Source organism: Oligosphaera ethanolica (genome assembly GCF_030814695.1).
Classification (GTDB): Bacteria; Verrucomicrobiota; Lentisphaeria; order Oligosphaerales; family Oligosphaeraceae; genus Oligosphaera; species Oligosphaera ethanolica.
In genome coordinates, this window is sequence record NZ_JAUSVL010000001.1 from 2,006,339 (window position 1) to 2,018,451 (window position 12,113).

8 protein-coding genes, 1 tRNA gene and 1 pseudogene are annotated in these 12,113 nt (G+C 60.2%); 5 read left to right on the forward strand and 5 right to left on the reverse strand.

The annotated features are described in order from the left end of the window. Positions 1-225: 225 nt before the first annotated feature. Positions 226-2,394 (reverse strand): LVIVD repeat-containing protein, encoded by a 2,169-nt coding sequence (locus tag J3R75_RS06800; RefSeq protein ID WP_307260721.1) that lies wholly within the window; start codon positions 2,392-2,394, stop codon positions 226-228. A gap of 133 nt (positions 2,395-2,527) precedes the next feature. Next, positions 2,528-2,604: transfer RNA gene (locus tag J3R75_RS06805), tRNA-Ile, on the reverse strand. Positions 2,605-3,300: 696 nt separating this feature from the next. On the opposite strand from J3R75_RS06805, the gene J3R75_RS06810 reads away from it, so the two are divergent. Together J3R75_RS06810 and J3R75_RS06815 are read left to right on the forward strand one after the other, a co-directional pair. Then, positions 3,301-3,912 (forward strand): chromate transporter, encoded by a 612-nt coding sequence (locus J3R75_RS06810; RefSeq protein WP_307260723.1) that lies wholly within the window; start codon positions 3,301-3,303, stop codon positions 3,910-3,912. Between the two features lie 19 nt (positions 3,913-3,931). Continuing rightward, entirely contained in the window at positions 3,932-4,462 is a 531-nt protein-coding gene (locus tag J3R75_RS06815) for a chromate transporter (protein ID WP_307260724.1), read from the forward strand. Between the two features lie 89 nt (positions 4,463-4,551). On the opposite strand, the gene J3R75_RS06820 is transcribed toward J3R75_RS06815, so the two are convergent. The 3 genes and pseudogenes from J3R75_RS06820 to J3R75_RS19840 all read right to left on the reverse strand — a co-directional run. After that, positions 4,552-5,358 (reverse strand): hypothetical protein, encoded by an 807-nt coding sequence (locus J3R75_RS06820; protein ID WP_307259864.1) that lies wholly within the window; start codon positions 5,356-5,358, stop codon positions 4,552-4,554. Between the two features lie 341 nt (positions 5,359-5,699). Then, positions 5,700-5,951 (reverse strand): hypothetical protein, encoded by a 252-nt coding sequence (locus J3R75_RS06825; protein WP_307259863.1) that lies wholly within the window; start codon positions 5,949-5,951, stop codon positions 5,700-5,702. Positions 5,952-6,060: 109 nt separating this feature from the next. Further along, positions 6,061-6,252 (reverse strand): annotated as a pseudogene (locus tag J3R75_RS19840) (DUF6788 family protein); the annotation flags it as partial. A 300-nt stretch (positions 6,253-6,552) separates the two neighbouring features. On the opposite strand from J3R75_RS19840, the gene J3R75_RS06830 reads away from it, so the two are divergent. From J3R75_RS06830 to J3R75_RS06840, 3 genes are all read left to right on the forward strand, one after another. Further along, a complete protein-coding gene (locus J3R75_RS06830) occupies positions 6,553-8,961 on the forward strand; it encodes a beta-galactosidase (protein ID WP_307260726.1) in 2,409 nt (802 codons plus the stop codon). Between the two features lie 848 nt (positions 8,962-9,809). Beyond that, positions 9,810-10,898 (forward strand): formylglycine-generating enzyme family protein, encoded by a 1,089-nt coding sequence (locus J3R75_RS06835; protein WP_307260728.1) that lies wholly within the window; start codon positions 9,810-9,812, stop codon positions 10,896-10,898. A 627-nt stretch (positions 10,899-11,525) separates the two neighbouring features. After that, entirely contained in the window at positions 11,526-12,113 is a 588-nt protein-coding gene (locus tag J3R75_RS06840) for an MBG domain-containing protein (RefSeq protein ID WP_307260729.1), read from the forward strand.

Below are 12,113 nucleotides of genomic sequence, written 5' to 3' on the forward strand. Positions count from 1 at the left end.
ACTCCCCTTTGAGACGCCATTATAATGCGCGCTTTATCTTCTTTCCATGACGGGTTCCCTTGGTATTGCCTTGGGTGGGTCTGATTCAGTATCTTGGCTGACGACTTGTGGCCGGCGCTCTCAGCCGTTCACCGCCCGCGTCAGCGAATAGTCTGTCAACACACGGATCAACATTTCGTCAGCCGTTCGCCCGGCTTTTCCGGATCACGTCACTGGCGCGTCGCGTCACTTTTCCAAAAATAGTCCGTAATGCCCCGCCGGGATGATCATCTTCCCGCGATGAAACGCGATACGGTCGCAGTTACCTTGCGACAGGTCATAGCAGCGGTCCTTGACCACAACCGGGCTCTCCGGCGTGGACACATCAAGCGTCACCACTTTGCCATTACGGCGCGAGGCGAACGCAACGACGTCGCCACTCACCGTGGGAATGCCGCGCACCGGCATGTCCGCGACTATGCCGTTGACTTCGACGATCTTCGGCTCGCCAGGCGACGCCGGATCAATCAGCGCGAGCTGCGACCCGCGTACCGGAAACACGAACAGGCCGCTGTCCAACCGATCAATGCCGTCCATCTGGCTGCCCTCCGGTGGGTTTCCCGTGCTCTTCACGACTGGCTTCCCACCGTTCAGATCGTACCAGGCGATCCCCCGCGAATGCCAGTTGACCGGAAACACCCCGTGCCAATCGCGCGTCGGAAACATGTCGGCGTAGAGTATGCCGCCAGCACCACCGGCATAGACTGACTTCAGCTGGGTGACATCCGTCGCATCCAAGATGAAAAATTGCCCCGTCCCACAGCTGACCGCCAGATAGTTGCCACCCATGAAGGGGTGGATGATCTGCACACTCCCGTCCCGGGGCAATTGCCCGCGGCCAATCTCGGTCAGATCGCCGTCTGCCGCGATCCGGTACACGGCGAGGTCCCGAATGTTCTCCGCCACAAAAAGCGTGTCGCCATGGACGCTGACGTCGTACACGCACTCGCGCTCCCAGGTCCGCAGTTCCTTAAGCCCGTCCGCGCCGATGCTGAACAACTTCAACCCGGCATGCGAGGCCGCGACATACGCAAAGTCGTCCTTCACCGCGACACGACGCACTTGGCAGTGGAGGTCGTAGCGCCTCAAGCGCGGGTCGACCGCCGCCGGGACTTCGGCGGGAATATCCAAGCGCAGCTCCGGCTGGGGCTGCTTGTGGGCCGCCGCGGTACGCACCACGTGGATGCCGGTCGTCAATCCCGCGATGTAGACCACGCCATCGCCGGTCGCTAGGCTGGCGCAGCAGTCGTTGCGCAGTTTGCGCTCTTCCGGGATCTTCCATGCATAGACCGGCGGCGGCAGCTGCAAGTGGCCAATCCCCTTCATGTTCGCGGGATCGGACACGTCGATCATGTAGAAGCCATTGTGACTGTCAACGCAGTACAGCGTGCTGCCGCAGGCGCGCGAGGTCCAGTAGTCATTATCCCTAGGCAAAAAACGCGGAAACTTGAAGACGCCGAGCTTCTTCGGAGCCGTGGGATCGGCAACGTCGAAGACCTCAACGCCGCGGCCGTTGCCAGGCCGATCCTCCTTCGGCCCCGTCTTGGCGTCATGCCCGGTCGAACAAAAGCAGAGGTTGTCTTTCACAAACACGCCGTCGCCAAGGCCGTCCAGCGTGCCCTGGGCCACCACCTTGGGTTGACGCAGGTCATGGACATCCACGATGGTCAACTTGCCCGCGCCCCAGTCGCCAATGTACAGCATGCCGTCGCGATAGACGACCGACTGCGCCTCCGCCGTGCGCACCTGCGAGATGTGCCTGGGAAAGCGCGGATCGGTCACGTCCAGTAGCTGGACGCCATACACGCGGTGCGCGACAAAAATCACGTTCTCCGTCGCCGCAATGCCGGTCGCTAGTTCGATCGTGTCGAACTGACGGATCAGTTTCGGCGCCCGCGGATCCGCGATATCGACAATCCACAGTCCGCGATTGCGCGCCGTGATGTAGGCCCGGTCCTGGTAAATCGCCAGCTGCCGACTGCCCTTGATTTCCTTCAGTTCGCCAACCAACACGGGCTTGGCCGGATCAGTCTTGATGTCGTATACCGCAAGTGAATCGGCGCCTGCCGCATAGAGATAATCGCCAGCGACTTCAACCGCCGAACAGCCGCTGGAGCCAGCAACCGTCTCCGCTGCCAGCGCCGGACCATACACCGCCGGATCGGGCGCGGCCGCAGCACAAGTCGCTATAAGGACTGACATCAGGGCGATCACTTTCATCGTAATTCCTTTCTCGTGGTGGAACAGACGGCGCCCGCGCCATGCTGATCCCCGTCTCCAATTCTCGTCAGCGAACGATCCTACAGGGGCTTTTGCCTCCGGCAACAACCAGAATATACGCATCAACACCAGCACCTTCTACCATCGCAAAGCGGCAAATACGCCAAATATGTAATCCATCAGCGCCCCCAAGACGTCTCCACCGGCTCACGCCCCGGAAAAACAAAAAGCCGCCATCGCAACTAACGTTGCAACAGCGGCTTAAATTTGGTGGGCCCAGCTGGACTTGAACCAGCGACCAGACGATTATGAGTCGTCTGCTCTAACCGACTGAGCTATGGGCCCCAAGAAACGCCCCGCTTGTGTTCGGGTGCCGAGGCAGGGGCAAAATATGATGCCCTGAGCTTGGCTTGTCAAGCAAGAGAAGCCAACATCGCCGCACTTGGCGTAATCGGTCACCCATTGATAATTAAGCCATAGAGCTTCTGGCTGAGTCAAACGCGCCCGTTTCCCTGGCCGCAAAGCGGCAGCAGCGCTGAAAGCGCGAAACATACCAGCCCAGGGCAAGCAGCGCTGAAAGCGCGCGCCGCCCTGGGTACAACGGCGACTACGTCCGTGTTCCTCGGCCTCTTTGGCCCCAGTCGGCGCAGCTGACTGGGGCCAAAGAGGCAATGGAACTCACTTACATACCCGGGGTTGACGTCGGCGATATGTCTGTGCGTCCGTTCTCAATGGGTGACCGATTACCACTTGGCAATAACGCCACCTCTCGACAATACCGTGGCCCGATATGATATGGCCACCTTATGAATGGTTGCGCCGTTGTGGCACGGTCGAGCCCGTTCTCTACAATACCGCGGCCCAAGATGATATGGCCGTACTATGGCCACAACGCAAGCGTCGCTGGCATTTTTGCTTACTGCCGAGGCATGGAGCCACGATTTTTTTGCTGCGGTTTAAAATCTCCGGCGTTGTGGTGGCGTTATTGCAATTATTAGGCAGCACATCGGCAGCGACCAATGAAAGGGCCTTCTTTTCTCCATGACCGCAACGCAGCCTCCCGCGACAACACCTAATTCCGCCATGCGCGCCATATCCTGCACGCGGCTCTTTCTTATTTTCAGCAAGATTGGCCTGACTACTTTCGGCGGCGGTTTTTCCATGGCGACGGTATTGCGGCACGAGCTGGTGCTGAAACGCGCATGGCTCACCGAACGCGAGTTTTTCGATACGCTATCGACCGCGACAGCGGTACCTGGCGCGGTGGCCATCAACCTCGCCTTCATGCAGGGATGGAAAGCGCGCGGTTATCGCGGCGCCCTAGCGGCGGCGGCGGGCACCATGCTGCCATCCGTCGTCATACTGCTGTTCATTGCGCGTTTTGCCACGCCGTATTTTGAGCGCCCAATGGTAGCGTCATTTCTCAAGGGTGCCGGCATTGCCGTCGCGGCGCAGATTGCCTTTGCCAGCTACACCTTCGCCCGCAATCTGCGGGTGCATTGGCAGAACGTTTTTGCCTGTGGTTTGGGACTGGGGCTGCTGATCATCGGCCTGCACCCGGTTTTTGCCGTCCTCGCCGGCGCCAGCGTCGGCTACCTGCTGATGCATGAGCGTATGACGCGCCCCGATGACAACATAGCGAAAGACATCTAATCAGGACCATGAACACGCCATGATGCAGACATTTTGGACATTGATCGTCAGTTTCACCGTCATCGGCCTCGGCGCCTACGGCGGCGGGCTGATGACCGTGCCACTGATGCAACATGAACTCGTGGTCAGCCGAGATCTGCTGAGCATGACGCAGATGTCGCAGTTGGTGGCCATCGCGCAGATGACGCCGGGGCCAATCGCCGTCAACGGCGCGACCTTCGTGGGCTACAACATCGCCGGACTGGCCGGCGCACTGCTGGCGTCCATAGTTGTGGTGCTGCCAGGCGTTCTGGCGCTGGTCCTGCTCTTGTTCTGCCGGGAACACCTGCCAGTCAACACTCATTCTCTGCGTCTGCGCCGCGGCCTGCGCGCCGGTGTGCTCGGCCTGCTTCTGTTTGCCACCTGGTCCTACAGCCGCGGCGTCATCCACAGCTGGGTCGAGGGCGCCATCGCCGCAGCCGCCTTTGCCGTGCTGCTGACCTGCGAAGGGCGCGTCCATCCGCTGGCTGTCATCGTCGGCGCCGGCGTCCTCGGCATGCTGGTATTTTGACTCGGCGAGGCTCCCCCCACTTTTAGTCGCAAATGGCGCCGATTAACGCCGATTCCTTTTGGGGTGCAATTCCCAAAAGTGGGTAGCGCCTATGCAGCCAGGCCATTGAGTAAATCGGCGTAGAACATGCTCCAGTTGTTGGTTTTAAGCTGACACCTCAGGTGGAGTGCCGCCTCCGCGTTCTCCAGCTTCCAGAACGTGCCCGCACCTTTGATTCTCAGGTTCACGATTCTGCGCACGGCGCTTTCAATCGCTCCAGAGCCAATCGGCTGTTTCTCTCTGCTGAGCCTGGCATAGTCAATTGCCGACATGTTGGTTTTGAAATACGCATATTCCCGCCTGATGACCGCGTTGCCACGCCGTCTTGATTTGGCCAGTTCAGCAAGGAACACTGCGGGAGGAGCCTTCTTGAGCAGTTTTTTCATGTTGTCGAGCCACGCGCGCTTCTCGATCTGGCTTGCAAACGTCTTAGCCTCCGCGACGCGTGCAAGATGCTCGACCGCGTGGTAGTAGTCAAGGCAGGTTGACACGCGCGCTCTGTCGATGCCGACTTCTTCGATAATCTGGTCAATCCTGTTCCATATCCATTTTGCGCCGTCGCCCAGGAACGTGATTGATTTCGCGTTCTGCGCGCCCATCGCCCTGAGCTCCGCCACCAGCAGCCGAGTGATGTCCTCCGGGCCGCCGATGGTGCCGTCGCAGCGTTCAAGTCCCTTGCGCATTTTCCGGCCCTCGGCGTCCAGTTCGTAGATGATGAACAGCTTTGGTTCGCGCCAGTCGGCGGCATAGGTATGATAGCCCTTGGCGGTCTTGCGCCCGCGCTTGTTCGTTCGTATGAGGACGCGTCCCCCGTCCATGGCGACCGCGAGTCTTTTTCCCTCGGCCTCGTTGCTCACACGAAGACAAGCGAGCCGTCGTTCCCTCGCTTTCAGGGAAGCATGACCGACAGCCCGGCTGATCGTGCCGACGCGCTTGGCCGAAATGTCCCGGCCCCGTAAGCGCAACGCATTGGACGCCTCTTCGTAGGAGTCTCGCAGCCCTTCCAGCGTGACATCCTCGCACAAAGCAGGCGAAGCGCCGGCAAGGACGCCTAACAAAAGCAAAGCGGGAAACCTGCCTGTGCCCGCCACGCCGCGTCTACCCGTGCCGCGCTTGCGCCCGCGACGCTTCTCTTTTACGGGCAGATAGTAGGCCCCGGTAATCGAGGTATACTTCCCATGCTTGAGCTGAATGCTGGTCAGCCTTTGCCCGTGGTACCGGAGTTTTTTTTAGCGGGCCTTTCTATTCGGACGTCTCCCACCGTCTTTTGCAGCACCTCCGCCACGATGTCGTCCATCGCCTGTCCCAACAGGCGATCCGGTGTGTTTTCCGCTTCCTTGAAGGTCTTCGCCGACGGGCTCCGGTTGAATGTTTTCAGCGCCTGGACGATCTCGGCTTTGCGTTCGAGAAGCTTTTTTTCCACCAGGGCGTTCAGTTCTTCGTCCGTCATTCCCATTTTCCTTGATCTCCTTGATGTTGAGTTCAGACAGTTCCTCGATGATTGCCCATGCGCGCTCATACATGGCCACGGCACGCTCAAACGCTTTTTCCTCGGACGGCTTCACATACTGGATCTTGTTTTTCGAACCAGCTGAAGACCGCGACAGGTAGCAGAACGGATGCTGCTTGCCTTTCGCGCATTCGCATTGTGCGCGCCCGCACTTGCGCGTCGTATGGACAATCGATCCGCGCACCAGACCACACAGCTTCACCAGTTCCTTTGCCAAATCGCGTTGCTTTTCCATCGCCATCGTCGCAACTCCTTGAATATATGCGGTTTAGCATACCATACAACGACAACAAAAAAAAGCAAGTCGAGTACTTGCAAAAAAAATGGGGGGGGGTAGTGTTTACCCCATCGCGCAATGACCCACTTTTGGGAATTGCACCCTTCCTTTTGTGCCACACGGCGGGGCGCGAAGAAGACGTTATTTATCTGCAGATCACGCCGATTTTGCATGACAACTTAGCAAGTTGAGTTTATTGTCATAAGTTCTTCCACGCCATTTTTTTCGACCTGGGCCCATGTGATGAAGTGAAAGGGGGATTCTGTGCGTCTAAGATTGGTCCTTGCGTATTTCGTCTTTCTGCTTGCTCTAGCCGCGATGGCAGCCGACATGAGCCTGCAGCAGTCGCCGCTGTACGGGCAGGTCGCGGTCTTGACCGAGGGGCCAGTCCGCCTCGAAGTGGCTTTGACGGAGGGCTGCCGCCTCATCTCCTGGCAGCTCAATGGCCAGGAGATTCTCTATGCCGGTCGCAGCTGGGGCGGCGATGGCTACGACCGCTACAAAGTCGGCGAACAGGCCGGTGAAACGCGCCTGCTGCCTCCCACCGTCATCGACACCTTGCGCCAAGATGGCCTGGTCGCCCTGCGGGCGCGCTTCCAGCTACCCGGTGGCGCCGTCCTCCAGCGCGTCATCGCCCTGAATCCCGATGGCCTCTTCATTGACAGCAGTTTCAGCGACAGCGATGCCGCCGCCTGGTCTGAATTCGCCGTGCATCTGGCACGTAGCAAGGCGGTGTCGCTCGCCATGGTCTATCCCGACGGCGACAGCATGTCGTCGCACCCTCTGCAGCCCAAGGAGGACTACAGCGGCCTACCGCCGGCGCTGGCGGTCACGGGCTGGCGTGACGGCTGGTCACTCATCTGGCATTGTGGCGACGGCCTGCGCATCCAGCCGCGCGTCTGGAGCGACAACCTGTCCTTCGGGCTGGCGGGGACCTACGACGGCACGCCGCTGCGCGCGTCTTGCCAATGGCGGCAAGAAGGCATCGCCGATGCCGCCACCCTGCCCTCACCGGCGCCCTTTCCCGACTGCGCTGGCGACTGGTCGCCGCTGGCTTTCGCCGTGGGCGAGCAGCCACGGGCAGAGGTCTGCACCATCGCTCGCGAATTCGGCCCTTACGGCGTCTGCAATGGCGACCCACTGTTCATGGCGCCACTGGCCGCCGCCGGCATCCGCTGGGTACGCCTGGGCAGTTTCTCCTGGGCGGCCTGTGAGCGCAATGCCGGCCAACGCGACTTCAGCGCCGCCGATACAGCCCTGGCCGCTGCGGAGAAAGAGGGCATGGCCGTCATCGGCCTGATGAGCGGCACGCCCGGTTGGGCCGGCCTTGACGGCAGCCGCGCCGCTGTGCCCAAAGACTGGCGGCAATGGCGCGAGCACGTGGCGCAGACCGTCGCTACCTTCTGCAATCGCGTGCACGTATGGGAAATCTGGAATGAGCCCGACATCGACAAATTCTGGAAGGGCAGCGACGGCGATTTCGTGCAGTTGCTCCGCGTCGCCTATCAGGCAGCCAAAGAGGCCGATCCGACATGCCTGGTCATGAGCGCCGGCCTCGACGGCATGGGCGAAAGCTACTTCGCCCGAATGCTCGCCCTTGGCGCCGACGACGCTTTTGACCTGGTCGGCGTCCACCCCTACGCCAGCCAAGTCGCCACCGCCGAGCACCGCATGCGCACGATGCAGCGTATCATGGCCCACCACGGCATCAACAAGCCCATGTGGATCACCGAAGTCGGCTGGCAGTCCGGCGGCTGGAAAGGCGGGCCCGGCGTTGTCGCTTCCGAAGAGATCAAGGCCGCGCGGCTGAGCGAGGCATATCAGCGCCTCACCGCGCACGCGGACGTCGTCTGCTGGTACACCGGCGTCGAACCCGGCCAGATGTACGGCCTGCTGCAGCCCGCCGGCGCGCATGGCTTCGTCCTCACCCCCGCCTGGTTCGCACTGCGCGAACTGGCCATGCCTGCGACCGCCAACCTGCGCATTGACGCGACAGAGGCCGTGACGTTGCGCGCAGGCGAAGAACATGTGCTGCCAGCAACCATCTACGGCCAACAGCCCTTGCAAGCACGGTGGATCGGCCTGGAGCCTGAGTGGACGACGGACAACGGCGCCGCGCCCCTCTCTGGCACAACCATGAACGCCGCGCTGCGCCTCCGCCTGCCGGCGCATCTTCGTCCCTCCAGCCGCCATCTGCTGCTGGCCGTGCAGGATCAGCATGGCCGGCACCTTGCCAGTCATGCCGTCACCATCAATATCGAAAATCCCGGCCGCTACTGTGAATTGAAACTCAATGGCGACTGGATTCGGCGCGTGGACCGCGACGGCAACGACGTCGGCGCCTGGGCGCCGGCACACAACCTCGCCATCAGCGCTGGCGAGGGCTTTGTGCAGCCCATCCGCCCCGCCAATATGGGCAACGCCGACGAACGCCTGGCCCTGACCGTGCGCGGCAGCGCCGCCCCCTGGCTGGAGCCCCACCCCGACAGCATCGCGGTCCCGGCCGGCCAGCTCGGCTGGGTCGGCCTTCGCGCCCGCGTACCCGCCGGCACGCCCACTGGCACCTACACCCTCGACGTGCTTATTCAGTCTGAAACGTTCCCCGACGTCCGCACCGAATGGCACGGCAGTTACTCAATCGTCAACCCCAACGGCGCCACGGTAAAAGACTGAGGACCTACTCACATATTACCCCTAACTGTCGCGGTATAGCGGCCCCCAAAAATAGGACAAGGTAAAGAGTTAAGATGGACTGAAAGTTGGGGTCGGGACCATTAGGACGCCTTGACACTCGGGAGGCTTGGAGACCGGTTGGTTGACACTTCGGACTACTGGGAGCGCCGCCGTCCCTGCGGTTTTCGGCCCGGAGGGCGCCGCCACCCGGGGTAGGACAGCAACCTAGAATTGTGCCCGGGGGGGGGCACCACATTGGCCAAGGACGTTGCGTCCCACCGCGCCAGGCAGAGGCATGCCTGGCATACAGCATCAATGGCTGACCAATTACGACGAACGCGAATATTGACGCGAGTTTGCCTTGTTTTCAGGCGCTGTGAACCGTATAATTACCACGACAAGTAGAAGCAGGAAGATACATGGCCCCAAACCACGCGCTCGTGTTCTTTTTTATTAGGGATTTGCTTGGCCATGTCTTAGTATAAAAAGAAACAGTAAGGCTTGACTTCTGCGAATAATTACAATATTTTCACTCTCGGCTTTTTGTCGAAATATAAAACTTAGTAATACCGCGTTTTTGAGGGCTGTTGACGCGTTTTCCAAATGTGGGGAAGGGCGCCGACAATTGGCTCGGTTTTGCGTTGACGAGTGCAGGAAGGACTCTTGTCGCAATGACGCGTTGTGCATTAGAGGAGGTGTGTGGTGAGGCCGGGGTGAAGACCCAACGGCTATTACTTTTTTGACTCCCCCCATCGCGATCCGACATCGCCATACCAGAGGGGTTTTGTCTTACTGATGATTATTTTTACTGAATTCCCAACAACAAACAGCTATGGAGTAATGTTCACATGAAACGCATGCTTGCAGCCATCGCCATCCTCGCCCTCAGCGTCGGTCTCCCCGGAACCATCGCGCACGCGGCCAGCCCCGTAGTCAGTAATATTCTGACTGAAGTAACCGCAGAAAAACAGGTCAACATCACCTTCACTCTTGCCGATGCGGACGGCGACGAATGCTGGATTTTTCCCTTCGCTCATAACACCGAAACCAACGAGTACATTCCGATCACCTGCTTCCTGAGTGAAGATGGCCAAAGCCTGGTATGGCTCAATGACCTCGCCGCCCGCCAATATGCTCCCGGCACCCACACCATTACCTGGCTCCCGGGCGCCGATTGGGGCACCCGCGATTTTGGCCAGAACATCGTGGTTTATGTGCGTGCCGATGACAAACAGCGTTGCGCACCCGGCCGCTTCATGATCATCGATCTCGCCGCCGGCGCGGACGCCGAAAGCTACCCGCACGAAATCAAGCATTTCGTGGATGTGCGCCAAAACGAATTCAAAACCACCAAGCTCGTCCTGCGCGAATTGCCTGATGGCAGCTGGGCCGGCGTGTACGAAGTCACCCAAAAGCAGTACGAGCTGGTCACCGGCCTCACCCCCAGCAATTTCAGTGGCAATCCCATGCGCCCGGTTGAAAAAGTTTCCTGGAATAACATCAAAGACGCCGGCGGTTTCCTTGCCCGTCTCCGCGCCCGCACCGGCCTCAGCGACTTCGACCTCCCCCTGGACGCGCAGTGGGAATACGCCGGCCGCGCTGGCGCCGCCTTCAAATACAATGACTACACCCAAGATCGCGGCAAGGGCACCGATGCCATTGCCGCCCTGGCCAATCTCGGCTGGTATGGCTTGAACAGCGGCGAAAACACCCACGATGTGGGAACGAAACAGGCCAACGCCTGGGGCCTCTATGACGTTCACGGCAATGTCTGGGAGTGGACGCTGGAAGAGCGGGACGCCTATAAGGTCATTCGCGGCGGCGCCTGGGACCTCTCTGCCGACTACTGCCCCCTCAGCTACAAAGGCGACTACGGCCCGGCCAGCGTCGGCCGCGCCTACGGCTTCCGGATCTTCCAGCCGGCTCCGATAGACTGATGATATGACGCGGGGAGGCCGGGGCACCCTTACTCAGCGCCCAGCCTCTCCCAATGCCGGCGACTACGCAGCACAGGACGCCAGCACGCAACACATGCATAGGAGCGGGACTTGCACCAGAGACACGATGGAAACAGGCAGAGAGGTCATGCAGAAACGGTTGGTCATCAATTCTAGCCTTGCCCAAGGGGCGACGCGGGTGAAAACCAGCTGCGCGGGCTTTGCATTCGTCACCCCACTGGGGCGCGAAAGCCAGGTCGCCTCGCGCGTGCATGAGCAGCCGCAACTGGGCGCCTTGAGCGCCGCCCAGTCGCTTCCACCCAAGCATGACGCACTACGTTGCCGGTCCACCAATCCCGCCCCGCCGCCCAGGCGCAACGCCAAAGCGGCGGCTTCACCGGCCGCTGGCCACTTACGCAGCCCTTACCGCCCCGCGCTTCGGCATTTCTCCTGGCAGGCGTTACGCCGCCGCCGCCCTGCCCACTATGTTTCCGCCCACGAGCGGAACGATACCCTTTGCTTCCTCACGACCACCAGGTGTGTGTCCGCATGTGCCGGGAAGCCGACTCCGTCAAAACAGCCGTGGCTGTTCAGTGTATCCCCTTCATTCTGAGGCGAGAGATAGTTATGAAACAAAGCCTAGTAAAAATCGTGCTCGTTTTTCTGATCAGTCTGGCATATGGCACAACGACCTCCTGGGCCGATTTTGACCAAGGCGGGGGTGCTGATCCTTTTGCCTTAGCCAGCGAAGCGCTGGTGCTCACGGTCGCCGATGTCGGCCCATTCACCTACAGTGGCGTCGCCCAAACGCCTAACCCATTGGTGACCTATGGCGATTTCACGCTGCTCAAAGACCGCGACTACACTCTTGCCTACGCCAACAACCTCAATGCCGGCGAAGCAACGATGACCGTCACCGTCAATATCGGCAACGGCACCACGGTCGTAGACAAGCTCTTCACCATCGAAAAGGCGACAATTACGGTCACCCCCGATGCCGACCAAACCAAGATATTCCGCGATGACGACCCGGTGTTGACCTACACCAGCACCCCGGCGGTCACCGGCGAAACAGCCGTCTTCACCGGCGCATTGGGACGCATTGCGGGCGAAAACGTCTATGACGGCCCTTACGCCATCACCATCGGCTCACTCAAATTGGCCGATGGCCAAGATGGCAACGCCTTCCAGAAAGACAATTACACCCTGGAGTAG